We start from the raw sequence: 25,754 nt of genomic DNA, 5'->3' as shown, positions 1-25,754 counted from the left end.
TACACGACTGACGACCTGTGGTGGAAGCGGGCCGGCCGGACGGCCGGCCCGCAGGTGGGCCTAGTTGGCCGCGTCGTTGGAACGGAACGGGAAGCCGAGCTGCTTGAGCAGCGCGCGACCCTCGTCGTCGTTCTTGGCGGTGGTCACCACAGTGATGTCCATGCCGCGGACGCGGTCGATGCGGTCCTGGTTGATCTCGTGGAACATCGACTGCTCCGTGAGACCGAACGTGTAGTTGCCGTTCCCGTCGAACTGCTTGTCGCTGAGGCCGCGGAAGTCGCGGATTCGCGGAAGCGCGAGCGTGAGGAGACGGTCGAGGAACTCCCACATGCGGTCGCCGCGCAGCGTGACGTGCGCGCCGATCGGCTGACCCTCGCGCAGCTTGAACTGCGCGATGGACTTGCGGGCCTTCGTGACCTGGGGCTTCTGACCGGTGATCAGGGTGAGGTCGTTGACCGCACCGTCGATCACCTTGCCGTCACGAGCCGCCTCGCCGACACCCATGTTGACGACGATCTTCACCAGACCGGGCACCTGGTGCACGTTGGTGAAGCCGAAGTCGCCCTGGAGCTGCTGGGAGATCTCGTTCTTGTACTTCTGCTTCAGGCGCGGCTGGATTTTGCCAGCAGCGGTTGCAGTGTCGGTCATTACAGGTCCTTACCAGACTTCTTGGCGTAACGAACGCGGACCGTCTTGGTGACGCCGTCCTTCGTGACACTCTCTTCGCGGAAGCCGACGCGGGTCGGCTTCTTGGTCTCGGGGTCGACCAGCGCCACGTTCGAGACGTGGATCGGGGCCTCGTGGGTCTCGATTCCGCCGGTCTTCGTGCCACGCTGCGTCTGGCCGACGCGCACGTGCTTCGTCACGAAGTTGACGCCCTCGACGATGACACGGTTCTGCTCGACGAGAACCTCGATGACGCGACCCTGCTTGCCACGGTCACCACCGCGGGCCTGCGAACGGCCCGAGATGACCTGGACCAGGTCGCCCTTCTTGATGTTCGCCATGGGTTACAGCACCTCCGGTGCGAGCGAGATGATCTTCATGAACTTCTTGTCGCGGAGCTCGCGGCCGACCGGTCCGAAGATGCGCGTGCCGCGGGGGTCACCGTCGTTCTTCAGGATGACAGCGGCGTTCTCGTCGAACTTGATGTAGGAGCCGTCCGGGCGGCGGGTGTTCTTGCGAACACGCACGACGACCGCCTTGACGACGTCGCCCTTCTTGACGTTCCCACCCGGGATCGCGTCCTTGACCGTGGCGACGATGACGTCGCCGAGGCCGGCGTAGCGACGGCTGGAGCCGCCGAGCACGCGGATCGCGAGGAGCTCCTTGGCGCCGGTGTTGTCGGCGACCTTGAGTCGGGATTCCTGCTGGATCACTTGGCCTTCTCCAGAATCTCAACCAGGCGCCAGCGCTTGCTGGCGCTCAGGGGACGGGTCTCGTTGATGAGAACGAGGTCGCCGATGCCGGCGGTGTTGTTCTCGTCGTGCGCCTTCACCTTGGAGGTGCGACGGATGACCTTGCCGTACAGGGGGTGCTTCACGCGGTCCTCGACCTCGACGACGATGGTCTTGTCCATCTTGTCGCTGACGACGTAACCGCGACGGGCCTTGCGGTACCCGCGGACGAGGGCCTCGTCGGCCGCCGACTCCGCGGCCGCGGCCTTGGTGGTCTCAGCCATTACTTGGCCTCCTCATTCGTGGTGTCGACCTCGGCCTCGGCGGCCGGGGCCGCCTTCTTGGCGCGGGTCTTCTTCTTCTCGGCCGGCGCTGCCTCGGTCGGGGCCGGGGTAGCCCGGATCCCGAGCTCGCGCTCGCGGATCACGGTGTAGATACGAGCGATGTCACGCTTCACGGCGCGCAGGCGGCCGTGGCTCTCGAGCTGGCCGGTGGCCGACTGGAAGCGGAGGTTGAACAGCTCTTCCTTGGCCTTCTTCAGCTCGTCGACGAGACGCTCGTCTTCGAAAGTGTCGAGCTCGCTCGAGGCAAGCTCCTTGGATCCGATCGCCATTACGCGTCGCCCTCCTCGCGCTTGATGATGCGTGCCTTGAGGGGCAGCTTGTGGATTGCACGGGTCATGGCCTCGCGAGCGAGCTGCTCGGAGACTCCGGAGACCTCGAAGAGGACGCGACCCGGCTTGACGTTGGCGACCCACCACTCCGGCGAACCCTTACCGGAACCCATTCGGGTCTCGGCCGGCTTCTTCGTGAGCGGACGGTCGGGGTAGATGTTGATCCACACCTTGCCGCCACGCTTGATGTGACGCGTCATGGCGATACGAGCGGACTCGATCTGACGGTTGGTCACGTAAGCGGGCGTCAGGGCCTGGATGCCGAACTCGCCGAAGGAGACCTTCGTGCCACCGGTCGCCTGGCCGCTACGGCCGGGGTGGTGCTGCTTGCGGTGCTTGACTCTGCGTGGGATCAACATGGTTATGCCTCAACTCCTGCTGCGGCCGGCGCGCCAGTGGTCTCGGGGGCGTTGCCCCGGCCACCGCGACGCGGACGGTCGTTGCGCTCGCGCGACGGCTTCTGGTTGGCCTGCTCGCGAGCCAGTTCCTTGTTCGTGATGTCGCCCTTGTAGATCCACACCTTCACACCGATGCGACCGAAGGTGGTCTTGGCCTCGTAGAAGCCGTAGTCGATGTTGGCGCGGAGCGTGTGCAGCGGCACACGACCCTCGCGGTAGAACTCGGAGCGGCTCATCTCGGCGCCGCCGAGACGGCCGGACACCTGGATGCGGACACCCTTGGCGCCGGCGCGCTGCGCGCCCTGCAGACCCTTGCGCATCGCGCGGCGGAAGGCCACGCGGGCGGAGAGCTGCTCGGCGATGCCCTGCGCGACGAGCTGGGCGTCGGCCTCGGGGTTCTTCACCTCGAGGATGTTCAGCTGGATCTGCTTGCCCGTGAGCTTCTCGAGGTCGGCGCGGATGCGCTCGGCCTCGGCGCCACGACGACCGATCACGATGCCCGGGCGGGCGGTGTGGATGTCGACGCGGACGCGGTCACGGGTGCGCTCGATCTCGATGCGGGACACGCCCGCGCGGTCGAGCGACGTCTGAAGCAGACGGCGGATCTTGACGTCCTCGGCGAGGTAGTCGCTGTAACGCTGACCCGGCTTGGTGCTGTCGGAGAACCACCGCGACACATGGTCGGTGGTGATCCCCAGACGGAAGCCGTACGGATTGACTTTCTGACCCATTACTTGCTCGCCTTCTTGCTGACGGGGGCGGCCTCGGCCTCGTCCGGCGTCGCGAGGACGACCGTGATGTGGCTGGTGCGCTTGTTGATGCGGAAGGCCCGGCCCTGTGCACGCGGCTGGAACCGCTTGAGGGTGGTCCCCTCGTCCACGAAGGCGCGGCTCACGTACAGGTCCTGCTCGTCCAGGTAGGTGTTGCTCTGGTCGGCCTTGACACGCGCGTTGGCGATGGCCGAGGCGACGAGCTTGTAAACAGGCTCGCTCGCGCTCTGGGGGGCGAACTTCAGGATGGCCAGGGCCTCCTGAGCCTGCTTGCCGCGGATCATGTTGACGACGCGGCGGGCCTTCATGGGGGTAACGCGGATGTGTCGCACGCGGGCGATCGACTCCACCATTTCTCTCCTCCTTACGCCACCGCGATCAGCGGCGGCGACCCTTCTTGTCGTCCTTCACGTGTCCACGGAAGGTGCGGGTCGGCGCGAACTCGCCGAGCTTGTGACCGACCATGGTCTCGGTGACGAACACCGGGATGTGCTTGCGACCGTCGTGCACCGCGATGGTGTGACCCAGCATGGCCGGGACGATCATCGAGCGGCGCGACCAGGTCTTGATCACGTTCTTGCTGTTGGCCTCGTTCGCGGCGACCACCTTGCGAAACAGGTGCTCGTCGACGAAGGGGCCCTTCTTGAGACTGCGTGGCATCTTCTCGAACTCCTACTTGCGCTTCTTGCCGGCGTTGCGACGGCGGACGATGAGCTTGTCGCTTTCCTTGTTGGGGTGGCGCGTACGGCCTTCCTTCTGACCCCACGGGCTGACCGGGTGGCGACCACCGGAGGTCTTGCCCTCACCACCACCGTGCGGGTGGTCGATCGGGTTCATCGCGACACCACGCACGGTCGGGCGGACGCCCTTCCAGCGCATGCGGCCGGCCTTGCCCCAGTTGATGTTCGACTGCTCGGCGTTGCCGACCTCGCCGACGGTGGCGCGGCAGCGCGCGTCGACGTTGCGGACCTCACCCGAGGGGAGGCGCAGCTGGGCGTAGGGGCCGTCCTTCGCGACGAGGCGGACCGAGGCACCGGCCGAACGGGCGAGCTTGGCGCCACCGCCCGGCTTCAGCTCGATCGCGTGCACGACGGTACCGGTCGGGATGTTGCGCAGCGGCAGGTTGTTGCCCGGCTTGATGTCCGCGCCGGCACCCGACTCGACGACGTCGCCCTGCTTCAGGCCGGCGGGCGCCAGGATGTAGCGCTTGGTGCCGTCCACGAAGTGCAGCAGCGCGATGCGCGCCGTGCGGTTGGGGTCGTACTCGATGTGGGCGACCTTGGCGTTGACGCCGTCCTTGTCGTTGCGACGGAAGTCGATCACGCGGTACTGGCGCTTGTGGCCACCACCGATGTGACGGGTCGTGATGCGGCCCTGGTTGTTGCGGCCACCGGTCTTCGACAGCGGACGGAGAAGGGACTTCTCCGGCGTCGAGCGGGTGATCTCGGCGAAGTCGGCGACCGAGGAGCCGCGACGACCGGGGGTCGTGGGCTTGTAGTTACGAATTGCCATGTCTGTTTTCCTCTAGTCCTTCGCTCAGCCGACGGCCGTGAAGATGTCGATGGAACCGGACTTCAGCGTGACGATGGCGCGCTTGGTGTCCTTGCGCTTGCCGGTGCCGAAGCGGGTGCGGCGGGTCTTGCCCTGACGGTTCAGGGTGTTCACCGACGCGACCTCGACCTTGAAGATCGACTCGATGGCGAGCTTGATCTCGGTCTTGTTCGAACGCGTGTCGACGAGGAAGGTGTACTTGCCCTCGTCGATCAGGCCGTAGCTCTTCTCAGAGACGACCGGGGCGATGATGACGTCGCGCGGGTCCTTGTTGACGGCCATTACGCGTTCACCTCTTCCTTGTTGCTCTTGGCGGCGATGAAGCCCTCGAGCGCCGCCTGCGAGAAGACGATGTCGTCGCTCACCAGGACGTCGTAGGCGTTCAGCTGGTCGTACGTCAGCACATGCACGGTCGGCACGTTGCGGACGCTCTTGAAGGCGAGCTCGTCGTCACGCTCGAGCACGACGAGGACGTGCTTCGAGGTCGCGATGCCGCTCAGCAGGTCGACGACGGCCTTGGTGGACGGGGCGTCACCGGTGGTGAAGGCCTGGACGGCGTGGAGGCGGCTGCCGCGGGCGCGGTCCGAGAGAGCACCGAGCAGAGCAGCGGCGATCATCTTCTTCGGGGTGCGCTGAGCGTAGCTGCGCGGCGTCGGTCCGTGGACGATGCCACCACCGGTCATCTGCGGGGCGCGGATGGAACCCTGGCGGGCGCGACCGGTGCCCTTCTGCTTGAACGGCTTGCGGCCGGCTCCGGAGACCTCGCCACGACCCTTGGTCTTGTGCGTGCCCTGGCGCGCCGCGGCGAGCTGGGCGGTGACGACCTGGTGGATCAGCGGGATGTTGGTCTGAACGTCGAACAGGGCGTCGGGAAGCTCGATGGAGCCGGCCTTCTTGCCCTTGAGGTCGACGACGTCAATCGAGGTAGCCATTTACCTTAGGCCCCCTTCACTGCGTTGCGGACGAAAACGATGCGGCCACGAGCGCCGGGAACGGCGCCCTTGACCAGCAGCAGGCCCTTCTCGGCGTCGATGCCCTGCACCTTGAGGTTCAGGACGGTGACGCGCTCGCCACCCATGCGACCGGCCATGCGCATGCCCTTGAAGACACGGCTCGGGGTCGAGGAGGCGCCGATGGAGCCCGGCTTGCGGTGGTTGCGGTGCGCACCGTGCGAAGCGGAGACGCCCTGGAAGTTGTGGCGCTTCATCACACCGGCGAAGCCCTTACCCTTCGAGGTCCCGACGACGTCGACCAGCTGGCCGACCTCGAAGGTCTCGTCGACGGTGAGCTCCTGGCCGGCCGCGTACTCGGCGGCGTCGGCGGTGCGGACCTCGGTGAGGTGACGACGCGGGGTGACGCCCGCCTTGTCGAAGTGGCCGGCGGACGGCTTGTTGACCTTGCGCGGGTCGATCTGGCCGTACGCGATCTGGACGGCGTTGTAGCCGTCGGCCTCGGGGGTGCGGACCTGGGTCACGACGTTCGGGGTGATCTCGATGACGGTCACGGGGATGAGCTTGTTGTTCTCGTCCCAGACCTGGGTCATTCCGAGCTTCTTGCCGAGGAGGCCCTTGGAAGTCTTCGTGTCAGCGTTGGACATGGTGGCACTCCCCCTTAGAGCTTGATCTCGATGTTGACGTCGGCGGGCAGGTCGAGACGCATGAGCGAGTCGACGGCCTTCGGCGTCGGGTCGATGATGTCGATCAGCCGCTTGTGCGTGCGCATCTCGAAGTGCTCGCGGCTGTCCTTGTACTTGTGGGGCGAACGGATGACGACCACCACGTTCTTCTCGGTGGGAAGCGGCACCGGGCCGACGACGGTCGCGCCGGCACGGGTCACCGTGTCGACGATCTTGCGCGCCGAGGTGTCGATGACCTCGTGGTCATACGACTTAAGCCGAATGCGGATCTTCTGTCCCGCCATGTCTGACTCTCTCTCTTGTTATGGCGTCGTACGAGACGGCTCTCTCGAGCCGTTCTTCGCATTGGACGCGGGCGACGTACGCGGTGGAACGCCACTATTCTTCTGTCAACTCGTGATCGAACCTGTCACAGGCACAGAGTTAGCCCCTGGTCTCGTGGGTGTTCGAATTGAGCGTGTCCTGCTGCCTGCGGCCTAACCTCACGTCGCCAAAACCGCGAATGAACACGGTGCAACGGGCTATGCACTGCCTGGCAGTGATCCGGTCGAAGCGCGCGTAGACGCGCTCGTTCCGGAATGTTGAACTAGACAAGTTTGCCAGATCGCGGCCCAACCTGCAACCCGGGCGTGTCGCGGCGTCGGGAAACCATCCGTAGCCAGAGCGGGCCGCTGTGATGCAGCATGTGCGTGCACGCTCGCCACCAGCCGCGAATGCGCAGCGGAAGGAGCAGGGGGATGCGAGATGAAGATGAGGAAGCCCGGTCGGCTCACGCTCAGTCGCGGCCCGATCGCGGCGAGCAGGTGGACTCGTGCACGCTCATCGTGCGGCTGAATTCCGGGATCGAGCTGGAGTACGACCTGGATCCCCGCCGGTTCACGCTGCCGTGACGGCATCCGGCGAGCGGAGGCCACTCACAGCGGAGCGGGGCCGACCCTAGCCGACCCCGCTCGAGTAGCGCCTCGCGCCGCTACTCAGGTGATTGTCCACGACCGCTATGCGGCCCCCGAACTTCCGTTACGAGAACCTGTCAGCGATGTGGGCTGGTTTGCGAGGCTGTGGGAATCCATAGGCGCTCCTCTCGTCGAACGGAACCGTCCGGTTGAAACGGTGCGTCCATTCTGCGACTCCATCGCCCTCAGGTAAAGCGGTCGGAGCGGATAGCCAGGAACGCGAAAGAGGGCCGGGCCCGAAGGCCCGACCCTCTCACGAGTGAAGTCGAAGGACTTACTTGATGATCTTCGTCACCGTACCGGCGCCAACGGTGCGGCCACCCTCACGGATGGCGAAGCCGAGGCCCTCCTCCATGGCGATCGGCTGGATCAGCTCGACCGACATGTCGGTGGTGTCGCCGGGCATGACCATCTCGGTGCCCTCGGGCAGCGAGATGACGCCGGTGACGTCGGTGGTACGGAAGTAGAACTGCGGACGGTAGTTCGTGTAGAAGGGGTTGTGACGGCCACCCTCGTCCTTCGAGAGGATGTAGGCAGTGCCCTCGAAGTTGGTGTGCGGGGTCACAGAACCCGGCTTCGCCACGACCTGGCCGCGCTCCACGTCCTCGCGCTTGGTACCGCGCAGGAGCAGACCACAGTTCTCGCCGGCCCAGGCCTCGTCGAGCTGCTTGTGGAACATCTCGATACCCGTGACCGTGGTCTTCTGCGTCGGGCGGATGCCGACGATCTCGACCTCGGAGTTGATGGCCAGGGTGCCACGCTCGGCGCGGCCCGTGACGACCGTGCCACGACCGGTGATGGTGAAGACGTCCTCGATCGGCATGAGGAACGGCTTGTCCTTGTCACGCACCGGGTCGGGGATGGAGTTGTCGACGGCGTCCATGAGGTCGAGGACCGACTGGACCCACTTCTCGTCGCCCTCGAGAGCCTTGAGGCCCGAGACGCGCACGACGGGGGCGTTGTCGCCATCGAAGTCCTGGCTGGAGAGCAGCTCGCGAACCTCGAGCTCGACGAGCTCCAGGATCTCCTCGTCGTCCACCATGTCGGACTTGTTCAGCGCGACGAGCAGGTAGGGGACGCCGACCTGCTTGGCGAGCAGAACGTGCTCACGGGTCTGAGCCATCGGGCCGTCGGTGGCGGCGACCACGAGGATCGCGCCGTCCATCTGAGCAGCACCGGTGATCATGTTCTTGATGTAGTCGGCGTGACCCGGGGCGTCAACGTGCGCGTAGTGGCGCTTCGGCGTCTCGTACTCGACGTGCGAGATGTTGATCGTGATACCACGCTGACGCTCTTCCGGAGCCGAGTCGATCGACGCGAAGTCGCGCTGAACGTTGGTCGCCGACGGGTACTTGTCAGCAAGCACCTTGGAGATCGCCGCGGTGAGCGTCGTCTTGCCGTGGTCGACGTGACCGATGGTTCCGATGTTGACGTGCGGCTTAGTCCGCTCGAACTTGGCCTTAGCCACTGTGGGTCCTCCTCAGGACTCTCGTGTAGAGGCGCCGGTCGATGGATTTCGACCGGAAGCTCTACGGGATTGGTTTCTTATGTTACGGGATGTTGCCGAAGGCTTGAGACCCGAGGTCACTCGCCCTTGCTCTTCTGGACGATCTCGTCGGCCACAGCCTTCGGGACCTCCGCGTAGCTGTCGAACTGCATCGAGTACACCGCGCGGCCCGAGGTCTTCGACCGCAGGTCACCGATGTAACCGAACATCTCCGACAGCGGGACGTTGGCACGCACCACCTTGACACCGCTGGCGTCCTCCATGGACTGGATCTGCCCGCGACGGGAGTTCAGGTCGCCGATGACGTCGCCCATGTACTCCTCCGGCGTACGCACCTCGACCGCCATGAGCGGCTCGAGGAGCACCGGGTTCGCCTTCCGAGCGGCCTCCTTGTAGGCCATCGAGCCGGCGATCTTGAACGCCATCTCCGAGGAGTCGACGTCGTGCGCTGCACCGTCGAGGAGCGTCGCCTTGACGCCCACCGTCGGGAAGCCGGCGAGAACGCCGACCTGCATCGCGTCCTGGATTCCCGCGTCCACCGAGGGGATGTACTCGCGCGGGACGCGACCGCCGGTGACGGCGTTCACGAACTCGTACGAGGTCTCCGGGGTGACCTCCATGGGCTCCAGGCTGATCTGCACCTTAGCGAACTGACCGGAACCACCGGTCTGCTTCTTGTGGGTGTAGTCGTACTTCTCCACCGTGCGGCGGATGGTCTCGCGGTAGGCCACCTGGGGCTTGCCGACGTTCGCCTCGACGTTGAACTCGCGCTTCATGCGGTCGACGAGGATGTCGAGGTGGAGCTCGCCCATGCCCTTGATGACGGTCTGGCCGGTCTCCTGGTTCTGCTCGGTGCGGAACGTCGGGTCCTCTTCGGCCAGCTTCTGGATCGCGGTGCCCAGCTTCTCCTGGTCGGCCTTGGTCTTCGGCTCGATGGCGACCTCGATCACCGGCTCCGGGAAGGTCATCGACTCGAGCACGACCTGGTTGTCCGGGTCGCTCAGGGTGTCACCGGTGGTGGTGTCCTTGAGGCCGATCACCGCGTAGATGTTGCCGGCGGTGACGAAGTCGACCGGGTTCTCCTTGTTGGCGTGCATCTGGAAGATCTTGCCGATGCGCTCCTTCTTGCCCTTGGTCGAGTTGATGACCTGGGCGCCGGAGTCGATGCGGCCCGAGTAGACGCGCACGTAGGTGAGGCGACCGAAGAACGGGTGCACCGCGACCTTGAAGGCCAGGGCGGAGAACGGCTCGGTGGCGTCGGCGTGGCGCAGGATGACCTGCTCCTCGTCGCGCGGGTTATGCGCCTCGATGGCGGGCACGTCGAGCGGCGACGGGAGGTAGTCGATCACGGCGTCGAGCATCGGCTGCACACCGCGGTTCTTGAACGCCGAACCGCAGAGGACCGGGTAGATCTCGTTGTTCACGGTGAGCTTGCGGATGGCCGCCTTGATCTCCGGAACGGTGATCTCCTCGCCGCCGAAGAACTTCTCGAGCAGCACGTCGTCGCTCTCGGCGACGGTCTCGATGAGCTTCGCGCGGTACTCCTCGGCCTTGGCCTGGAGGTCGGCGGGGATCTCCTGGACCTCGTACTTGGCGCCCATGGTGACATCACCCTTGGCGTCGCCGGGCCAGACCAGCGCGCGCATCTCGATGAGGTCGACGACGCCGACGAAGTCGGACTCGGAACCGATCGGGAGCTGCATCACCAGCGGCTTGGCGCCGAGGCGCGAGATGATGGTGTCGACGGTGAAGTAGAAGTCGGCGCCGAGCTTGTCCATCTTGTTGACGAAGCAGATGCGCGGGACGACGTACTTGTCGGCCTGACGCCACACGGTCTCCGACTGGGGCTCGACGCCCTCCTTCGCGTCGAACACGGCGACGGCGCCGTCGAGGACGCGGAGCGAACGCTCCACCTCGACGGTGAAGTCCACGTGACCGGGCGTGTCGATGATGTTGATCTGGTTCTTGTTCCAGAAACAGGTCACGGCCGCGGACGTGATGGTGATGCCGCGCTCCTTCTCCTGCTCCATCCAGTCGGTGGTCGAGGCGCCATCGTGCGTCTCGCCGATCTTGTGGTTGACGCCCGTGTAGAACAGGATGCGCTCGGTCGTAGTGGTCTTGCCGGCATCGATGTGGGCCATGATGCCGATGTTGCGGACCTTGTTCAGGTCGGTGAGCACGTCCTGTGCCACAGGGTTCCTCCGAATTGTTGAAAGTGAGGGGTGCCGTCCGGGCGCGGCACTATGAGGTATAACGCCCGGACGGCCAGATTTATTACCGCGGTGCGGTGCTTACCAGCGGTAGTGGGCGAAGGCCTTGTTCGACTCGGCCATCTTGTGCGTGTCCTCGCGACGCTTGACAGCGGCGCCGAGACCGTTGGACGCGTCCAGGATCTCGTTCTGGAGACGCTCGGTCATCGTCTTCTCGCGACGACCCTTGGCGTAGCTGGTGAGCCAGCGGAGCGCGAGCGTGTTCGCGCGGTGCGGCTTGACCTCGACCGGCACCTGGTAGGTCGAGCCACCGACACGGCGGGAGCGGACCTCGAGGGTCGGACGGATGTTGTCGAGAGCCTTCTTCAGCGTGGTGACCGCGTCCTGGCCGGACTTGGTGGCGACACCCTCGAGCGCGTCGTAGACGATGCGCTCGGCGAGGCCCTTCTTGCCGTCGAGGAGGATCTTGTTGACGAGCTGGCTGACGACCGGCGCGCCGTACACGGGGTCGGCGACGACGGGGCGCTTCGGAGCGGGACCCTTGCGAGGCATTACTTCTTCTCCATCTTCGCGCCGTAACGGCTGCGAGCCTGCTTGCGGTTCTTCACGGCCTGGGTGTCCAGGGCGCCACGAACGATCTTGTAGCGGACACCCGGGAGGTCCTTCACACGACCGCCGCGGACGAGCACCATCGAGTGCTCCTGCAGGTTGTGGCCCTCACCGGGGATGTAAGCGGTGACCTCGGTCCCGTTCGACAGCTTCACACGGGCGACCTTGCGGAGCGCCGAGTTCGGCTTCTTGGGGGTGGTGGTGTACACACGCGTGCACACGCCGCGCTGCTGCGGGTTGGCCTTCAGGGCGGGAGCCTTGGTCTTGGTGACCTTCGGCGTCCGGCCCTTACGGACCAACTGCTGAATGGTTGGCACTGAACTTCTCCTTATATGGACTGCACGGTGACAGTTGTTGCTTCTTCCCCATGAGCCACCCACCGGCTTCGCGCCCGTCATCGGAACGATGGAGGCTGTCGTCGGGTGGAACGGCACTTGGGGGAATCGGACGGCAGAGCCGGCCGATATGCCGTGGGGGCCGGGGTCCCGTGCGGTCTCCCTGCCCATCGGATGAGTACGTGCCAACCCGCTCGCTCCTGGCCCGGAAACCGGGCACGAAGCAAGCGCGCGACAGAGCGCACACCCGATAAATACTATCCGCCGGGGGCCGGTCGGTCAAATGAGCACGGGTGCGGGCGGCCGGTGTCCGCGCAGGGCGAAACCCACTGCGGCACCCGTCAGCCCTGGGTCGTCCCGTCCTCGTACTGGGGCGTGAACACGGGGGCGCCGCCCGGGCCGAACGTCACGGATCCGAAGTACTGGAACGAGAACGGATCCGTCGACGCCGGGCCGGTCGAGCCGTCGGTGGGGCTCGTCACCGTTCCGGATGCCTCGACGGTCCCCTCGTCGCTCGACACCATCCATCCGCCGTGCGCCCACGAGGAGTCGACCGCGACGAGGGGGCGTTGGTCCAGCTTCCACTGGACGCCGCTCACCGTGTAGCCGTCGTCGGTCGTGTCGTCCACGACGAACGGGCATCCGGCCGGATCGGGAACGGTCGTCGCCAGGCACGCGTCCAGCCACGCGTCGACCGCGGCGCGCGCGGCGGTGTCGCCGTCGGACGAGAGCTGGGCCGGGAAGCGGGTGGTCTTCGCCCGGTCGGACGGGCTGGATGCCACGTCCGCATCCCAGATCCGGTAGGCGGCGTTGGGCGACGTGAAGCTCATGGGGTAGCTGCCCGGGAGAGCGCGGAATGCGACGATCGTGCGCAGCGCCTGCTTCACGGGCCTGATGCCGGCGATGGAGTAGGCCATCCCGTCCGGCGCCTGCACCTCGAACGAGACCGTGTCCGGTGCGACCTTCGCCATGCGCCAGAGCGGGACGCCGGGGAGCCCGCCGGTCCGCTCGAACGCGAACGTACGGCGCTGCTCCTGGTCGCCCTGCGTGAGGACGGCCTCAACGGTCGTGCGGCCCGACCGGGTCGCCGGGTGGCCGACGGTGAACGACGTGATGCGATGCGTGGCCTTGGCATACGCCGTGTCGGTCAGCAGGATGTCCCCGGCCGACCGGTGGATCCCGGCGATGCGCATCGCCTGCTCCGCCTTGCCGTGCTCGAGCGCGGTCAGGTACCGCGCGACCAGGGTGCGCGGAAGGTCCTGCGCCATGCCGATCGTCGCGACCGACATCACGGCGCCCGCCAGCGTGGCGAGTACCGCCGCCGTGGCGCCCAGCCACAGCGCCGTCCGTTTCGACTTCTCCACGGTCAGCCCTGGGACCCGTCGCCGCGCGCCGGCGTGAAGACCGCACCGTCGCCGGTGAAGGTGACCGTGCCCGAGTACGCGAATGGGATGTCGCCCGTCGAGACCTGCCCGGTGGCGCCGTCGGCGAGCCTGGTCACCTTCGCCGTCGCCGTGACCGAGCCGCCGGAGCCGCGGACGTCCCACCCTCCGTCGTGCCAGTCTCCGTACATGTCGACCTCGGGGCGCGTCACCAGTGCCCACCGCAGGTCGCTCAGCCGGACGCCGTTCGCCGTCTCGTCCTTCACCAGGAACGGGCAGTTCGCCGGAGCGGCGTCCTGCGTGGCGAGGCAGGCGTCCAGCCAGTCCTCGACGGCCTTCTTCGCATCCGCGTAGCCCGTTTCGGAGAGCTCGGCGGCGAACACCGTCGGAGTGACGACGCTGCCGACCGGGTGCGAGATGGCGACACCGCTCTTCGCGGAGTAGTCGGCGCTCGACGAGCTGACCTTCACCGGGTAGCTGCCGGGGAGGGCGCGCAGCTTCGCAACAGCGTCATCGCTCGACGGCGTGACACCCGCGATGGTGAAGCTCAGGCCGCTGGGACCGGGGGTCTCGACCTCGACGGTGTCCGGCGTCACGGGCGCCAGCTTCCACAGCGGGAGGAACGGCAGGCCGCCCGCGCGGACGACGCGGAAGGAGCGGTGGTACGGGCGATCGCCCTGCTCGACCGTCGCATCCACCGTCGTCACGCCTTTGCGGGTGACCGGGGCCCCGAGCGTGAACGAGGTGATGCGGTCGGTCGCGGTCGCGTAGGCCTTCTGGGTCAGCAGGATGTCGCCGGAGCGCGGAGTGATCCCGCCCAGTGTCATCGCCTCGCGGGCATGGCCGTGGACGAGGGCGTCGAGATAACGCGCGACTACGGTGCGCGGCATGCTCTGCGCCGCCGCGACGGTGGTGACGGAGAAGAAGGCGCCGACGGCCGTGCACAGCACGGCAGCGGCGGCGAGGACCCACCAGAACCAGCGGACGCGGACGGTGCGCTTCGCGGGCGCGGCTTCGGACTCGGTGCTCACGTGGACTCCCCCATACCGGCCGGATACCGATCGGCCGACAGTCAGCTTAGGGGCGGGACGCAGAAGAGCGCGGGCACCCTTTCGGGGTACCCGCGCTCCGCTGTCGTGTGGGTTCGGCTCAGCCGCCGATGCCCTTGGCGAGCTCGCTGTCGACGTTCTGCAGGGCGTCGGCCGCCTTGGTGAGGAACTGCGACATCCCGTCGAGTCCGTTCACCGCCTCGGTGGTGCCCTTGGTGAACTGCTCGTACGAGGTGTGGAAGGCGCCGGACGCCTGGTCGGTGACGAAGCCCCCGTTCACGAGCCCGTTCACCAGGTTCTGCAGCTCGTGGAGCTTCGCGGTGATGTCGTCCTTGCCCGCGATGAGGCGGTTGGCGGCATCGGTCATCTCGCCGTACGTGACGTTCATGTTGGCCATGACGGTCCTTATCCCTTCGGTTCGAAAGAGGCCGTACCCCCGGGGCCGACCAGCTACGTCCACCTAACCAGGCCTGCGGAGAGGACGGAATGGGGAGCACTCCCCATCCGTCGGAGTTCACGCTCGCCGGGCCAGCGGGATAGCGTGGCTGCCATGCCGTCGTACAGCCCGATGAAGCCGAACCCGAACTCCGCCGCTGCACGCGGAACCAGGTCGCGTTCGGACCGCTCCTCGACACCGCCGTCGCAGGCCGAGCGCGCGCTCCGCCCTCTCGGATACCTGCTGGTGGCCCTGGTGTGGACGGTGCTCGGGGCGGTCACGGTGGCTCTCCCCGCCGCCCTGCCCTTCGGTCTCTGGAGCACGAACCCCGACTTCAACTCCCGCGAGTTCGTCACGGGCGGTGACACCGTGATCATCGTGCTGTTCCTCGTGTTCGCCCTCGTCGTGCTCGTCCCGCTGCTCGGGTACGCGTTCGTCGCGCTCGCGCTCGGATCGGTCTCGCTCGCCGTGCTCTCGTGGACGTACGTGGTCCGCAGCCTTCGGCCGTCGTACGCGGACGAGCGGCTGTCGAGCACGGGATGGTCGCGCAACGTCATCGGGCCGGTGACGGTCGGCAAGACGGCACTGTCGCTGCTCCCGGTCCGGATGACGCGCTGGACGGCGTTCTGGACCGAGATCATGTTCCTCGGCTGGCGACCGGGACGCGCCGTGCTGGTCGCCGGCATCCCCTACGGTCTCGCGTCGTTCCTCGTCGCCGGCTGGCTGTTCTGGCCGGTCGGCCCGATCGGCGCGGTCGTCTGGACCGTTGTGACGGCGGCGCTCGTTGTGACCACCGTCGTGCTGATCGTCCGCGAGTACCGCCGCCGGGCGAGCGGGCGGAAGGTGAGCGGACGGAAGGTCAGCGGGCGGAGGCCGGCTGCACGAGAGGCGCGCGGAAGCTGATCGAGTCGATCATCGCGTCGAACAACTCCAGGTAGAGCTCCGGAGCCGTCGCCATCGGCGCGTTGATGCGCGCGTGGATGAGTCGCGAGCCGTCCGGAACCGCGAACCGGTAGTCGGCCACCAGTTCAGGAGCGGACTGCTCGTCGTAGGTCGTCTGCCGGACCTGCGATCGACGTCGCACCGGCCCGATGGAGAACTCGAGCGCGTCGTCGTCCGGGAAGCAGCGCTGCAGGTGCGTGGCGGTGTCGTCGTCCGGTCCGGGTGTCGTCGGCCACTCCTCGCGCGACAGCACGATGGAGGCGGGGAACGGCACCCCCGGGAGGATCTCCATCGAGAGCGCGAGGGCGAAAGCAGAGGTCGCGTCCGCCAGGGCGACCAGGTGCTCCAGCTCGGTCTTCGCCGTGCGCCGGACGCGCGCCAGCCGGTCGGCGCGACCGACCCGCTCGGTGACGAGGCGCGCGATGCGCCGGGAGGCCGCCTCCTCGTCGTGCAGCGGGATCATCACCCACGTGCCGGGGAAGACGATGGTGAGCTCATCGTCGAGCGAGGTCAGACGTGCGTCGGTCATGCGAACTCCCCCAGAGTGACGCGCAGCGAGTCGGCGATGGCCTGCGTGTCGGTGACCATGTCGTCGAAGCCGCCGATGAATCCCGATCGGAACACGGTGTGGAACGCCTGTGCGGACCCGACCGGGAAGATCGCGAAGACCACACGCTGCTCCAGGAGCGCGTCGCCCGCGTCGTCGTCGGCGAGGGCTGTCAGGTGCGTGAAGCCGACGAGCTCCCCGACCGCGTGGGCCGTGCGCCAGGAGCGGTAGCCGAGGGTCTCGTAGCCGGGGCGGCGTTCGGCCGCATCCGCGTCGGTCGCCGCCAGGTAGCTCTCCGGGCTGTCGTCGACCTCGAGCTGCAGCAGCTCGAACGTCTGGTATGCGTTGAGGACGCCCGCCGACGGGATCGGGATGTACACCCGCGCGCGGGTGGCTCCGGTCGGGTCCTCGGCGTGCAGCACCTGCTGCAGGGCGCGGAGCTGGGCCGTCAGGCCGGCCGCCTGCTCACCCGCGTCCAGGGTGGCCGCGAATCGCTCCGGCCAGTCCCCTCGAGGGTCTTCGCTCAGCAGCTCGACGTCGTACCAGCCCTCCGGGGCCTCGAACGTGAAGTCGACGATGTCGCGCGGGCGCAGCGTCATACGGGTCAGCCTCCTCAGCCGTTGTTGCTCTTGTAGGTCGGAACATACTTGTCCGCCTGGCCGAGCGCGAACTTCTGCAGGTCGATGCTGGGGATCTTCGGCAGATCGGTGTGGTTGCCGCCGTCGAACTTGTTGGCGATCTCGTCCACCTTGCCCGGAGCGTTGACCAGCTCGATGCCCTTGTTGATCAGCGCGGTGCCCTGGTGGTACGCGGCGACGACGGTGAGCGGGTTCACCTCGCGGGCGCCGACGTCATGCGAGACGGCCCGCACGACGTTCTGGTCGATGCCGAGCAGCGTCCGCATCGCCTTCGCCTTGTCGGCGCCGTCCGTCACCAGGGCCTTGTACGCGGCGCGCTGGCCGGCGGCCGACTCGCCGGCGGCCTGCCAGATCTTGACCGGGTTGACGTCGTTGAGCGGCTTCTCGAAGAGCTTCTTCGTCGCCGACTTCATCAAGCGCTTGCCGATCTGCATCTTGAGCATGGCGTTCGGGCTGGTGCGCACGCCGCCGACCAGTCGCGGAGCACGGGCCAGCGCCTTGATGCGCGCGGCCTTTCCGAGGAACGCGAAGATGCGTCCGCCGAAGAGGCTCAGCGCGACGCCGACGGCGGCTCCGATGATGTCGAGGAACGTGCCCTCGCCGTTCGCGAACTTCACGACGGCATCGACCAGCTTGATGATGGATGCGACCAGCGCGATCACGACCAGTACCTGGCCGAGGATCGGAACCCAGGAGAGGAAGATCGCCAGGACCCCGGCGATGTCGCCGATGGTCTCGATGACATCCATCACCTTGTCCCAGAAGCCCGGGTTCTTGAGGCCGTTGTTGTGGTGGTCGACGACGTCGACGATCGCGTCGACAGCCTTCTCGGCCGCGCGGTTCTTCTTGTCGCGGGCGTCGTACCAGGCCTGGTGCGCCGCCTGCAGGGCTGCGTTCGCGTCGCGGGCGGCATCGTCGGCCTTGTCGGCCGACTTACCTGCGGTCGCGGCGTCCTCCGGCTTCGCCTTCTGCGCGTCGGTGTGGGCGGTCGTCGCCGCCTTGTGCGCCGCATCCGCCGCGCTCTGCTTCTGCTCGATCAGCGCGATGGCCTTGTCGGCGTCGTCCTGCGCCTCGCGCAGCTGCGCGGCGTACGTGATCAGCGCGTTCGCCGTCTTCGAGTAGCGGTCCTTGGCCTTGTTGATGTCTTCTGCGGTGTCCTTCGACATCTCCTGCAGCTTCGATACGGCCTGGGACTTGTAGCCGTCGAGGTCGTGGATCTTGTTGAGCTCCTTCACGGAGCGCTGGATCGCCTCGCCGATCGACTCGTAGTGGCGGGCCTTCGCCTCCAGGACGTCGGGGTCGCCGGTCAGCGGCTGGAACTCCTTGTCGCTCACTTGTGGTCCGCACCCTTCTTCTCGTCCAGCGCCTTGGCGAGGTCGCCGTCCACCTTCACGAAGTTGTCCGCCACCGCGGCGATGACCTGCTGCACGTTCTTCACGTTCTCGGTCATCTCCTTGCGCTTCTCGTTCCACTTGTGGGCGAAGTCGCGGACGTGGCTGTGCAGGTCGTCGTGCCCGGTCGCCTCGGCGACGGAGTCGCTGAAGTCGTCGGCGTTCTGGAACTCGCGCACGACGGCGTCGAGGTCATCGCGCAGCTGCACCAGCTCGTCCAGCTTGAGTACGAGATCGGACACTGTTCCTCCCCTTCCGGTGGCGACCGCCGGAGTCCTCCGGTCATCCTGCCTTCAGCAACGTACCGGTGGACCAGCGGGGAAGCGATGGGGAGCGGTCCCCATCCACGTGCGGGCGAGGAGATGGGTATGGTGCTGAAGTGCGACTGAAACTGACTCTCGCCCGCCCGTCCGGCAGCAGCGATGACATCGTCGTCACCGCCGACGCCGCCGCCAGCATCGCCGAGGTTGCCTCGACCGTGGCGCGGATCGATCCGCGGCGCACCGGACCGGTCGCCGCGCCAGGCGCGCTGACGCTCCGCGCCCAGCTTCCCGGACAGGCCGATCCGCTCGTCCTGCCGCCGGACGCCCCGGTCGGGGAGGCGTGGATCGGCAGTGGTGCGACGGTCGCGCTGGCCGACGCCGGCCTCCACTACGTCTCCCCCGAACTCGGCGACGTGCCGATTGTCGCGACGCTGCGGGTGCTCAGCGGTCCGCAGGAGGGCACGGAGTTCCCTCTGCGTGCCGGGACCACGGTGCTCGGTCGCGACGAGTCGTGCGACATCGTTCTGCAGGATCCCCTCGTCTCGAAGCGTCACGTGCGGTTCGAGGCGGGCGACGGCGTCGAGGTCGTCGACCTGGGCTCGGCGAACGGTGTCGTGGTCGACGGCGGGCTGGTGACCCGGTTCACCGTGCGGCGGTCGGAGACGCTGCTGCTCGGCGACACCGAGGTGGAGCTCGAGGTGAAGTCGGGGTCCGAGCTGCCGGCGGCTCCGCCCACCGCGGGCCCGGTGTTCTTCAACCGGTCGCCGCGCGTCGAGCGGCGATACTCCGGGCAGGTCTTCCAGGCGCCCGAGGTGCCCGGCGAGAAGGACGACCCGCCCTTCCCCCTGCTCGCCATGATCACGCCGCTGCTTCTCGGCGGTGCGATGTTCTTCCTGACGCACAACCCGACCAGCCTGCTCTTCGTGCTGCTGTCGCCGGTGATGCTCGTCGGCAACTACATCAGCGGCCGCACCCGCGGCAAGCGGAAGCTCAAGAAGCAGATCGCGCTGTTCGAGCAGCGGCTCGAGGCGCTCTCCAGCAAGCTGGAGCAGGAGCGCACCATGGAGGTCGAGCTGCGCCAGGCGGAGACGCCGACCACCGCGGACGCCCTCGCCGAGGCGGTCCGCCGCGGCCCGCTGCTCTGGACGCGGCGCCCGGAGCACTGGTCGTTCCTCAACCTGCAGCTGGGCCGGGGCACCATGCGCTCGCGGAACACCGTGCAGGCCGTCGACCGGGGCGAGCTGATCGTCGAGTTCCAGGAGCGCCTCGACGCGGTCATCGCCGACAACGCCCTGGTCGAGGACGTCCCGGTGCTCGACAACCTGTACGAGTCCGGAGCGCTCGGCATCGCCGGACCGGCCGACCTCATCGCGGGATCGGTGAACTCGGTGCTCGTCCAGCTCACCGCCCTGCACTCCCCCTCCGAGCTGGCGGTCGCCGCCCTCGTCTCACCGCGCTGGTCGCGCGAGCTCGGCTGGCTGAAGTGGATGCCGCACACCTCGTCCCCGCACAGCCCGCTGGCCGGCGCTCACCTCGCCGACAGCGCATCCTCGGCCGCCGGCGTGCTGAGCTCGCTCGAGGGCCTCGTCGAGGAACGCCTCGCGGCCGCGAAGGCCGCCCCGCAGCGGCGTGGTGCCATGGAGCAGGAGAGCGCCGCCCTCGAGCGCGGCGCGGAGGTCGGACGCTCGCAGACCAGCAACGGGACGCCATCGCCGGTCCCCGCCGTGATCGTCGTCATCTCCGACGATGTCGCCGTCGACCGCGCCCGCCTCGTGCAGCTCGCCGAGGCGGCGGCCGACGCCGGCGTCTTCCCGGTGTGGATCTCGGACGACGTCGACCGGCTCCCGGCCGTCTGCCGCACGTTCCTTCAGCACACCGACCAGCCGCACCGCGCGCGGGCCGGTTTCGTCCGCATCGGCGAGACGGTGGAGGACGTCGTCACCGAGCCGGTCAGCGCCGCGACCGCGCTCGACTACGCCAAGCGGATGGCCCCCGTCATCGACGCCGGAGCCCTCGTCGCCGATGCCAGCGACCTGCCGCGCTCCGTGTCGCTGGTGACGCTGCTCGGACACGAGCTGGCCGAGTCGTCGAGTGCGGTGGTCGACCGCTGGCGGCAGAACGCCTCCATCCACGACCGCACCGCCGGCGCGAAGCCCACGCGACGCCGACCCGGCACGCTGCGCGCGACCATCGGGTCGGCCGGCGTCGACGCCATGCACCTCGACCTGCGCACGCAGGGACCGCACGCCCTCGTCGGGGGCACCACCGGCGCCGGCAAGAGCGAGTTCCTGCAGGCGTGGGTGCTCGGGATGGCCGCCGAGTACAGCCCCGACCGCGTCACCTTCCTGTTCGTGGACTACAAGGGCGGGTCCGCGTTCGCCGACTGCGTCAGCCTCCCGCACTGCGTGGGCCTCGTCACCGACCTGAGCCCGCACCTGGTGCGCCGTGCGCTCACCAGCCTCCGGGCCGAGCTGCACTACCGCGAGCACCTGCTCAACCGGAAGAAGGCGAAGGACCTGCTGGAGCTGGAGAAGCGCGGCGATCCGGACAGCCCGCCCGCGCTCGTGCTCGTCATCGACGAGTTCGCCGCGCTGGTCGGCGAGGTGCCGGAGTTCGTCGACGGCGTCGTCGACATCGCCCAGCGCGGACGCTCACTCGGCATCCACCTCATCATGGCGACGCAGCGGCCGGCGGGTGTCATCAAGGACAACCTGCGCGCCAACACCAACCTCCGCATCGCGCTGCGCATGGCCGACGAGTCGGACAGCCAGGACGTCGTGGGCGTCGCCGACGCCGCACACTTCGACCCGAGCATCCCCGGCCGCGGCATGGCGAAGACCGGGCCCGGGCGTCTCGTGCGGTTCCAGTCGGCCTACGCCGGCGGCTGGACTACCCGCGAGCCCGAGCGGGCGGGCGTCGAGGTCGCCGAGCTCCGCTTCGGCGGCGAGGTGCGCTGGGAGGAGGAGCGGCCCGCCGAGGAGCCGGAGCGCGACCTCGGCCCCACGGACCAGCAGCGGATGGTCGCCGCGATCGTGCGCGCGCAGTCGGCCGCGCACATCCCGGCTCCCCGCCGTCCGTGGCTCGACGAGCTCGCCGCCGCCTACGACCTCGGGCTGCTGCGGCAGCGCACCGACGCGGAACTGCTGCTCGGTGTCGCCGACATCCCGGACCGCCAGGAGCAACGCCCGGTCTACTTCCAGCCCGATGTCGACGGCAACCTCGCCGTCTACGGCACCGGCGGCTCCGGCAAGTCCACGGTGCTCCGCACCCTCGCCTCCGCCGCCGCGATCACTCCGCGCGGCGGCCCCGTGCACGTCTACGGTCTGGACTTCGGGGCGGGCAGCCTGCGGATGCTGGAGAAGCTCCCGCACGTCGGCTCGATCATCCCCGGCGACGACCCGGAGCGCATCATCCGGCTGTTCCGGATGCTGAAGGAGACGCTCGAAGACCGCGGGCCGCGCTTCGCCGAAGCGAACGCGTCCAACATCACCGAGTACCGGTCGCTGACCGGCCGCCAGGAGGAGCCGCGCATCCTGCTTCTCGTCGACGGCTTCCCCAGCTTCCGCGAGGACTTCGAGATCCCGGCCGGGCGGTCGCAGTGGTACGACGTGTTCCGCGACCTGCTGGCCGACGGCCGGCGGCTCGGGATGCACGTGGCGCTGACCGGCGACCGTGCCGGCGCCGTCCCCACCGCGATCGGTTCGCTGGTTCAGCGCCGCGTCGTGCTGCGGCTGGCGGACGACGGGTACGGGATGCTCGACGTGCCCAGCGACATCCTCTCGCCCGCCTCCCCTCCCGGCCGCGCGATCGTCGACGGCTACGAGACTCAGATCGCCGTGCTCGGCGGGTCGCGTGCCGTCGCGGACCAGTCGGAGGCGGTCCGCCGTCTCGCGGAGGCGATGGAGCGCGCCGGCATCCCGGAGGCGCCCGTGGTCGGCTCGATGCCGAAGGAGCTGGACCCCACGTCCCTTCCGAACAGCGTCGGCGGACAGCCCGTACTCGGCATCGGCGACATCGACCTCGGCCCGCTCGGCTTCGAGCCATCGGGGACGCTGCTCGTCGCCGGACCGCCGGCCAGCGGTCGCACGACCGCGTTGGCGGCGGTGGCGGATGCGGTGGCGCGCTTCGACGCCGAGACGCGGCTGTACTACGTGGGAAGCGCCCGGTCTCCGCTCTCCGGGTCGAGCCTGTGGACGGACCGAGCGCTCACGCCGGCGGACGCCGCCGAGCTCGCGAAGGACCTCGCCGTCGCCATCGCCGACCCGGACACCGAGGGGCGGATCGCGGTGTTCGTCGAGAGCATCGGCGACTTCCTGCAGACGCCCGCCGACTCCCCCATCGTGGAGCTGATCCGCGCCATCCGGCGCAGCGATCACCTGCTCGTCGCGGAGGCGGAGTCGAGCGCGTGGGGCACGTCATGGCCGCTGCTCGGCGAGGTGAAGAACGGCCGACGCGGACTGCTGCTGCAGCCGGACTCGGTCGAGGGCGACATCCTGCTGAAGACGCCGCTGCCGCGCCTGAACCGGTCCGAGTTCCCTCCGGGACGCGGTGTGTTCATCCAGAAGGGCGGCTTCACGCGGGTGCAGGTGCCGCTGGTGGATGTGTCCCTCCCGGCGCGCGTCCGCGCCTGACCCGGTCGGGCGGGCCTACTCCTCGTCGTCGCCCTCCCACGGCCAGCGCGGACGCCCGCGCTGCCGGAAGCGTCCGACGAGCACCAGCTGGTAGAGCAGCGTCACCGCGAACGCGAGGACCGCGATCGTGATGGCGGGCCAGCGCAGGAGCTGGGCGAACGCGAACAGGAAGTAGTGGAACGGGTCGTTCGGGTCGCCGGCCGCACCGGCGATACCGCCCGCGGCGATGAACACGGCATAGCAGGCGACCGCGACGCCGAACGCGACACCGGGCGAGACCCGCTGGCGTTCGGCCGGGACGCGCGTCCCGAGCACGATGAGGAACACCAGCAGCATGACCGCCGACGCCACCACCATGACGGGGCCGACCAGCGGCCCGACGGCCGGGTCGGCGACGACATCGCTGTCGGTCGCGAGGGAGACCAGGCCGAACGCGGCGACGACCAGAGCGAGGTACAGCCCCGTCGCGAAGAAGGCGACGACGGTTGCGTAGACGCGCTCGTCACGCATGTCGGCTGCGAGTCCTCCCGGTCAGTACCCCTGCTGCGCGTAGGCGGCGACGGCCTGGTTCTGGGCGTCGGCGACCTGCTGGTCGTAGTCGGCCTGCGCCTCGGCGTTGCGCGCCTTCAGCTTGCGGCCGCGGGCGGCGAGCCACGCGCCCGTCCAGATCGACACCTCGCGGGCGATCACGCCGGCGAGGACAGCGAGGGGGCTCACCCAGGCGCTGCGCATGAGGATCGCGAACTCGTCGGAGTTGCGGAGCCAGTACTGGGCATCGATCAGGCCGGCGCCGATGTAGACGAAGTACACGAACACCGCGACGAACAGGCCGCCGAGGATGTAGGCCCACCAGCGCGCGCGGTTCAGGATCTGGATGAGCACGACCATCCCGATGAAGAACGCCACGACGGGCGCCCAGCCGCGGATGCCGAACGCGCGACCACCGGTGAAGAACTCGAGGAGCGCCGGGCCGAACTCGTTGCTCGGCGTCAGCAGCGACCCGACGATGAGCACGGCGCCGGCCCACAGGATGGCGAACGCGACGGTGCCGACGAGGGCGATGAGGATGCCGACGCCGCGGTTGCTCTTCTTCTTCGGCGGCTCGGGGCGCGTGAGGTAGATCGGGGCGACCGGCTGCGGGCCGGGGGCGGTGGTCGCGGCCGCGGCCGGTGCGCCCGGCGGGACGCTGCCATACGCGGTCGTCGCGGTGTCGCCCTGGCTCAGAGTGGCGGCTTCGGCTGCGACGATCACCGGAGTGGCCGACTCGACAGGTGAGGCGGTGTCGACCGTCGCGTCGCCCGCGGCGGTCGCTCCCGGCTGCGGGCTGTTACGGGCGATGGCGGCCGCGACATCGTCATCGCTCGCGACGACAGGCTCCGGCTCGGCGATCGCGGCGGGACGCTGCGGCTCGGCCGGCGCGGCGGCCACGGGGGCCGCCTCCTGCTCGGCGTCGTCTGCGGGACGGTTGAGGTGACCACGGGCCGAAACGGGATTCGACGGCGGCTCGACGACCTGTGCCCCCGTGTCGGTGGCGGGCTCGGCGGCGGCGGATTCCGCCGGCGCGGTCGCCGCTGCGGCCTGCTCGTCGGCCGGCGCGGGCTCGTAGCTCGCGCGCTTGGGCGCAGACTCCGGCGTGTCGGTCATCGTGGCTCCTCTATCGGCCCGGCGGGCCCGTCGTCGCCCACTGTAGCAACGGCGCGGCGCGAATCCAGGGAGGCGTACCGCTACCCGGCGCCCTGCACAGCGTGATCGGGCCGAACGACATAGATGAACCCGGAGACCTGTGCCTGAACTTCTGGCATGGTCGCTCCCGGCGGCGCTACTGAAGTGGTGAGCCCGTTGATCAGAAACAGACGCTTACCCTTCTGTATCCCGTCCACGACCTGGAGGATGCCACTGGTGTCACCGGTAAGCGTGAAGCTGACCGGGACCGCGTAGAAGTTCTTCGAAGTGATCAGCGGATTCGTGACGACCGGCGCGCCGGTCGGAGCCGACGATGACGGTGAGGGGCTCGCAGTGGGGGCAGGAGTCGCGGTTGGGGACGCAGTCCCGGAAGAACCGGGCGACTTCCCGGCAGCCGGGATAACCGGCTCGTAAGCGACGTTCGAGGACGTCGTTGCGTTCGAGACGACGACGTTGTTGCTGGTGGCGATCTGGTTGACCTCGTCCAGGAAAGCAGGGAACTGCGGGAGAGCGGGCACCGAGGCGGACAACTGCGCGAACTCGTCGAGCAACTCGCCCTTCTTGGCGTCTTCGGCCTGCAACGCCCGAAGTGTCGCCTCGTTCACCGTGTTGAGCCGCTGAATGTTTGCGCGTTGCGTTTGGGCGGCGGTCGCAGCGTCGAGCTGAGGTTGAACCCCGAGGAACCACCCCCCGACGACGATCGCGACCATTGCCACGACGGCACCGATGTACCAGATCCGATTAGAGTCCATG

At 68.2% G+C, this 25,754-nt stretch carries 31 protein-coding genes; 3 read left to right on the top strand and 28 right to left on the bottom strand.

Features of this window, described 5'->3' with window-relative positions:
- Window positions 1–60 precede the first annotated feature (60 nt).
- Genes rplE through rpsJ form a run of 14 tightly spaced genes read right to left on the bottom strand, consistent with a single transcriptional unit; the run spans window position 61 to window position 6,709 of the window.
- Window positions 61–648, bottom strand: a complete 588-nt coding sequence (gene rplE, locus AXZ95_RS15125) for a 50S ribosomal protein L5 (protein ID WP_018191956.1) — start codon at window positions 646–648, stop codon at window positions 61–63.
- Entirely contained in the window at window positions 648–1,007 is a 360-nt protein-coding gene (gene rplX / locus AXZ95_RS15120) for a 50S ribosomal protein L24 (protein ID WP_018191957.1), read from the bottom strand. Before rplX ends, rplE begins: the two co-directional genes overlap by 1 nt.
- A 3-nt stretch (window positions 1,008–1,010) precedes the next feature.
- On the bottom strand, window positions 1,011–1,379 hold the full coding sequence (gene rplN / locus AXZ95_RS15115) for a 50S ribosomal protein L14 (protein ID WP_018191958.1): 369 nt from the start codon (window positions 1,377–1,379) through the stop codon (window positions 1,011–1,013).
- Window positions 1,376–1,681, bottom strand: a complete 306-nt coding sequence (gene rpsQ, locus AXZ95_RS15110) for a 30S ribosomal protein S17 (RefSeq protein ID WP_018191959.1) — start codon at window positions 1,679–1,681, stop codon at window positions 1,376–1,378. Before rpsQ ends, rplN begins: the two co-directional genes overlap by 4 nt.
- Entirely contained in the window at window positions 1,681–2,010 is a 330-nt protein-coding gene (rpmC, locus tag AXZ95_RS15105) for a 50S ribosomal protein L29 (protein WP_018191960.1), read from the bottom strand. The genes rpsQ and rpmC overlap by 1 nt, the downstream gene beginning before the upstream one ends.
- Window positions 2,010–2,429: a 50S ribosomal protein L16 gene (rplP, locus tag AXZ95_RS15100; RefSeq protein WP_018191961.1), complete on the bottom strand. Its 420-nt coding sequence runs from the start codon at window positions 2,427–2,429 to the stop codon at window positions 2,010–2,012. The genes rpmC and rplP overlap by 1 nt, the downstream gene beginning before the upstream one ends.
- A gap of 2 nt (window positions 2,430–2,431) precedes the next feature.
- Window positions 2,432–3,199, bottom strand: coding sequence for a 30S ribosomal protein S3 (gene rpsC / locus AXZ95_RS15095; protein ID WP_018191962.1), 768 nt, complete (start codon window positions 3,197–3,199; stop codon window positions 2,432–2,434).
- Complete coding sequence (gene rplV / locus AXZ95_RS15090) at window positions 3,199–3,591, bottom strand: 50S ribosomal protein L22 (protein WP_018191963.1); 393 nt, start codon at window positions 3,589–3,591, stop codon at window positions 3,199–3,201. The genes rpsC and rplV overlap by 1 nt, the downstream gene beginning before the upstream one ends.
- 25 nt (window positions 3,592–3,616) lie before the next feature.
- Window positions 3,617–3,898, bottom strand: a complete 282-nt coding sequence (gene rpsS, locus AXZ95_RS15085; protein WP_018191964.1) for a 30S ribosomal protein S19 — start codon at window positions 3,896–3,898, stop codon at window positions 3,617–3,619.
- Window positions 3,899–3,910: 12 nt separating this feature from the next.
- A complete protein-coding gene (gene rplB / locus AXZ95_RS15080; RefSeq protein WP_018191965.1) occupies window positions 3,911–4,750 on the bottom strand; it encodes a 50S ribosomal protein L2 in 840 nt (279 codons plus the stop codon).
- A gap of 24 nt (window positions 4,751–4,774) precedes the next feature.
- Window positions 4,775–5,071 (bottom strand): 50S ribosomal protein L23, encoded by a 297-nt coding sequence (rplW, locus tag AXZ95_RS15075; RefSeq protein ID WP_018191966.1) that lies wholly within the window; start codon window positions 5,069–5,071, stop codon window positions 4,775–4,777.
- Window positions 5,071–5,721, bottom strand: coding sequence for a 50S ribosomal protein L4 (gene rplD / locus AXZ95_RS15070; protein WP_018191967.1), 651 nt, complete (start codon window positions 5,719–5,721; stop codon window positions 5,071–5,073). Before rplD ends, rplW begins: the two co-directional genes overlap by 1 nt.
- 5 nt (window positions 5,722–5,726) lie before the next feature.
- Entirely contained in the window at window positions 5,727–6,386 is a 660-nt protein-coding gene (rplC, locus tag AXZ95_RS15065; RefSeq protein WP_018191968.1) for a 50S ribosomal protein L3, read from the bottom strand.
- Window positions 6,387–6,400: 14 nt separating this feature from the next.
- On the bottom strand, window positions 6,401–6,709 hold the full coding sequence (gene rpsJ, locus AXZ95_RS15060; protein ID WP_018191969.1) for a 30S ribosomal protein S10: 309 nt from the start codon (window positions 6,707–6,709) through the stop codon (window positions 6,401–6,403).
- Between the two features lie 453 nt (window positions 6,710–7,162).
- On the opposite strand from rpsJ, the gene AXZ95_RS19660 reads away from it, so the two are divergent.
- Window positions 7,163–7,315 (top strand): hypothetical protein, encoded by a 153-nt coding sequence (locus AXZ95_RS19660; RefSeq protein ID WP_018191970.1) that lies wholly within the window; start codon window positions 7,163–7,165, stop codon window positions 7,313–7,315.
- Between the two features lie 337 nt (window positions 7,316–7,652).
- Here AXZ95_RS19660 and tuf read toward each other — a convergent pair whose 3' ends face one another.
- From tuf to AXZ95_RS15025, 7 genes are all read right to left on the bottom strand, one after another.
- Window positions 7,653–8,846 carry an elongation factor Tu gene (gene tuf / locus AXZ95_RS15055; protein WP_018191971.1) on the bottom strand — a complete coding sequence of 398 codons (1,194 nt, stop codon included), beginning with the start codon at window positions 8,844–8,846 and terminating at the stop codon, window positions 7,653–7,655.
- A 116-nt stretch (window positions 8,847–8,962) separates the two neighbouring features.
- A complete protein-coding gene (gene fusA, locus AXZ95_RS15050; protein ID WP_018191972.1) occupies window positions 8,963–11,077 on the bottom strand; it encodes an elongation factor G in 2,115 nt (704 codons plus the stop codon).
- A 99-nt stretch (window positions 11,078–11,176) separates the two neighbouring features.
- Window positions 11,177–11,647: a 30S ribosomal protein S7 gene (gene rpsG, locus AXZ95_RS15045; protein ID WP_018191973.1), complete on the bottom strand. Its 471-nt coding sequence runs from the start codon at window positions 11,645–11,647 to the stop codon at window positions 11,177–11,179.
- The gene (gene rpsL / locus AXZ95_RS15040; RefSeq protein ID WP_011186743.1) at window positions 11,647–12,021 is read right to left on the bottom strand and encodes a 30S ribosomal protein S12; all 375 of its coding nucleotides are present in this window, start codon (window positions 12,019–12,021) and stop codon (window positions 11,647–11,649) included. Before rpsL ends, rpsG begins: the two co-directional genes overlap by 1 nt.
- Window positions 12,022–12,380: 359 nt before the next feature.
- The gene (locus tag AXZ95_RS15035; RefSeq protein ID WP_018191974.1) at window positions 12,381–13,403 is read right to left on the bottom strand and encodes a hypothetical protein; all 1,023 of its coding nucleotides are present in this window, start codon (window positions 13,401–13,403) and stop codon (window positions 12,381–12,383) included.
- A 2-nt stretch (window positions 13,404–13,405) separates the two neighbouring features.
- On the bottom strand, window positions 13,406–14,452 hold the full coding sequence (locus AXZ95_RS15030; protein ID WP_018191975.1) for a hypothetical protein: 1,047 nt from the start codon (window positions 14,450–14,452) through the stop codon (window positions 13,406–13,408).
- A 118-nt stretch (window positions 14,453–14,570) separates the two neighbouring features.
- A complete protein-coding gene (locus tag AXZ95_RS15025) occupies window positions 14,571–14,867 on the bottom strand; it encodes a WXG100 family type VII secretion target (protein WP_018191976.1) in 297 nt (98 codons plus the stop codon).
- Window positions 14,868–15,020: 153 nt separating this feature from the next.
- On the opposite strand from AXZ95_RS15025, the gene AXZ95_RS15020 reads away from it, so the two are divergent.
- Window positions 15,021–15,809, top strand: a complete 789-nt coding sequence (locus AXZ95_RS15020) for a hypothetical protein (protein WP_018191977.1) — start codon at window positions 15,021–15,023, stop codon at window positions 15,807–15,809.
- Here AXZ95_RS15020 and AXZ95_RS15015 read toward each other — a convergent pair.
- From AXZ95_RS15015 to AXZ95_RS15000, 4 genes are read right to left on the bottom strand one after another with little or no spacing between them, the layout of a single operon-like run.
- Window positions 15,766–16,377, bottom strand: coding sequence for a hypothetical protein (locus tag AXZ95_RS15015; protein ID WP_018191978.1), 612 nt, complete (start codon window positions 16,375–16,377; stop codon window positions 15,766–15,768). The genes AXZ95_RS15020 and AXZ95_RS15015 overlap by 44 nt on opposite strands.
- On the bottom strand, window positions 16,374–16,994 hold the full coding sequence (locus AXZ95_RS15010) for a hypothetical protein (RefSeq protein ID WP_018191979.1): 621 nt from the start codon (window positions 16,992–16,994) through the stop codon (window positions 16,374–16,376). Before AXZ95_RS15010 ends, AXZ95_RS15015 begins: the two co-directional genes overlap by 4 nt.
- Before the next feature lie 14 nt (window positions 16,995–17,008).
- Window positions 17,009–18,367: a putative T7SS-secreted protein gene (locus AXZ95_RS15005; protein WP_020487544.1), complete on the bottom strand. Its 1,359-nt coding sequence runs from the start codon at window positions 18,365–18,367 to the stop codon at window positions 17,009–17,011.
- The gene (locus AXZ95_RS15000) at window positions 18,364–18,666 is read right to left on the bottom strand and encodes a hypothetical protein (RefSeq protein ID WP_018191980.1); all 303 of its coding nucleotides are present in this window, start codon (window positions 18,664–18,666) and stop codon (window positions 18,364–18,366) included. The genes AXZ95_RS15005 and AXZ95_RS15000 overlap by 4 nt, the downstream gene beginning before the upstream one ends.
- 137 nt (window positions 18,667–18,803) lie before the next feature.
- On the opposite strand from AXZ95_RS15000, the gene AXZ95_RS14995 reads away from it, so the two are divergent.
- On the top strand, window positions 18,804–23,318 hold the full coding sequence (locus AXZ95_RS14995; RefSeq protein WP_018191981.1) for an FtsK/SpoIIIE domain-containing protein: 4,515 nt from the start codon (window positions 18,804–18,806) through the stop codon (window positions 23,316–23,318).
- A gap of 15 nt (window positions 23,319–23,333) precedes the next feature.
- Here AXZ95_RS14995 and AXZ95_RS14990 read toward each other — a convergent pair whose 3' ends face one another.
- The 3 genes from AXZ95_RS14990 to AXZ95_RS14980 form a co-directional block, all read right to left on the bottom strand.
- A complete protein-coding gene (locus tag AXZ95_RS14990; protein ID WP_018191982.1) occupies window positions 23,334–23,828 on the bottom strand; it encodes a DUF6121 family protein in 495 nt (164 codons plus the stop codon).
- 21 nt (window positions 23,829–23,849) lie between these two features.
- A complete protein-coding gene (locus AXZ95_RS14985; RefSeq protein ID WP_026307274.1) occupies window positions 23,850–24,962 on the bottom strand; it encodes a hypothetical protein in 1,113 nt (370 codons plus the stop codon).
- Window positions 24,963–25,042: 80 nt separating this feature from the next.
- Window positions 25,043–25,753, bottom strand: a complete 711-nt coding sequence (locus tag AXZ95_RS14980) for a hypothetical protein (RefSeq protein ID WP_018191983.1) — start codon at window positions 25,751–25,753, stop codon at window positions 25,043–25,045.
- Between the last annotated feature and the right edge of the window lies 1 nt (window position 25,754).

Origin of the sequence: Leifsonia sp. 115AMFTsu3.1, from assembly GCF_004362795.1 — a bacterium.
In the GTDB taxonomy this organism is placed as follows: Bacteria; Actinomycetota; Actinomycetes; order Actinomycetales; family Microbacteriaceae; genus Leifsonia.
The sequence above is the reverse complement of the archived record's forward strand: the minus strand, read 5'-3'. Positions and strand labels throughout refer to the sequence as shown.

What these genes read in the sequence shown, in the direction of transcription:
- rplE (WP_018191956.1), bottom strand. Translation starts at nt 648, where the DNA reads ATGACCGACACTGCAACCGCTGCTGGCAAAATCCAGCCGCGCCTGAAG.
- rplX (WP_018191957.1), bottom strand. Translation starts at nt 1,007, where the DNA reads ATGGCGAACATCAAGAAGGGCGACCTGGTCCAGGTCATCTCGGGCCGT.
- rpsQ (WP_018191959.1), bottom strand. Translation starts at nt 1,681, where the DNA reads ATGGCTGAGACCACCAAGGCCGCGGCCGCGGAGTCGGCGGCCGACGAG.
- rpmC (WP_018191960.1), bottom strand. Translation starts at nt 2,010, where the DNA reads ATGGCGATCGGATCCAAGGAGCTTGCCTCGAGCGAGCTCGACACTTTC.
- rplP (WP_018191961.1), bottom strand. Translation starts at nt 2,429, where the DNA reads ATGTTGATCCCACGCAGAGTCAAGCACCGCAAGCAGCACCACCCCGGC.
- rpsC (WP_018191962.1), bottom strand. Translation starts at nt 3,199, where the DNA reads ATGGGTCAGAAAGTCAATCCGTACGGCTTCCGTCTGGGGATCACCACC.
- rplV (WP_018191963.1), bottom strand. Translation starts at nt 3,591, where the DNA reads ATGGTGGAGTCGATCGCCCGCGTGCGACACATCCGCGTTACCCCCATG.
- rpsS (WP_018191964.1), bottom strand. Translation starts at nt 3,898, where the DNA reads ATGCCACGCAGTCTCAAGAAGGGCCCCTTCGTCGACGAGCACCTGTTT.
- rplB (WP_018191965.1), bottom strand. Translation starts at nt 4,750, where the DNA reads ATGGCAATTCGTAACTACAAGCCCACGACCCCCGGTCGTCGCGGCTCC.
- rplW (WP_018191966.1), bottom strand. Translation starts at nt 5,071, where the DNA reads ATGGCCGTCAACAAGGACCCGCGCGACGTCATCATCGCCCCGGTCGTC.
- rplD (WP_018191967.1), bottom strand. Translation starts at nt 5,721, where the DNA reads ATGGCTACCTCGATTGACGTCGTCGACCTCAAGGGCAAGAAGGCCGGC.
- rplC (WP_018191968.1), bottom strand. Translation starts at nt 6,386, where the DNA reads ATGTCCAACGCTGACACGAAGACTTCCAAGGGCCTCCTCGGCAAGAAG.
- rpsJ (WP_018191969.1), bottom strand. Translation starts at nt 6,709, where the DNA reads ATGGCGGGACAGAAGATCCGCATTCGGCTTAAGTCGTATGACCACGAG.
- AXZ95_RS19660 (WP_018191970.1), top strand. Translation starts at nt 7,163, where the DNA reads ATGCGAGATGAAGATGAGGAAGCCCGGTCGGCTCACGCTCAGTCGCGG.
- rpsG (WP_018191973.1), bottom strand. Translation starts at nt 11,647, where the DNA reads ATGCCTCGCAAGGGTCCCGCTCCGAAGCGCCCCGTCGTCGCCGACCCC.
- AXZ95_RS15025 (WP_018191976.1), bottom strand. Translation starts at nt 14,867, where the DNA reads ATGGCCAACATGAACGTCACGTACGGCGAGATGACCGATGCCGCCAAC.
- AXZ95_RS15020 (WP_018191977.1), top strand. Translation starts at nt 15,021, where the DNA reads ATGCCGTCGTACAGCCCGATGAAGCCGAACCCGAACTCCGCCGCTGCA.
- AXZ95_RS15015 (WP_018191978.1), bottom strand. Translation starts at nt 16,377, where the DNA reads ATGACCGACGCACGTCTGACCTCGCTCGACGATGAGCTCACCATCGTC.
- AXZ95_RS15010 (WP_018191979.1), bottom strand. Translation starts at nt 16,994, where the DNA reads ATGACGCTGCGCCCGCGCGACATCGTCGACTTCACGTTCGAGGCCCCG.
- AXZ95_RS14990 (WP_018191982.1), bottom strand. Translation starts at nt 23,828, where the DNA reads ATGCGTGACGAGCGCGTCTACGCAACCGTCGTCGCCTTCTTCGCGACG.
- AXZ95_RS14985 (WP_026307274.1), bottom strand. Translation starts at nt 24,962, where the DNA reads ATGACCGACACGCCGGAGTCTGCGCCCAAGCGCGCGAGCTACGAGCCC.
- AXZ95_RS14980 (WP_018191983.1), bottom strand. Translation starts at nt 25,753, where the DNA reads ATGGACTCTAATCGGATCTGGTACATCGGTGCCGTCGTGGCAATGGTC.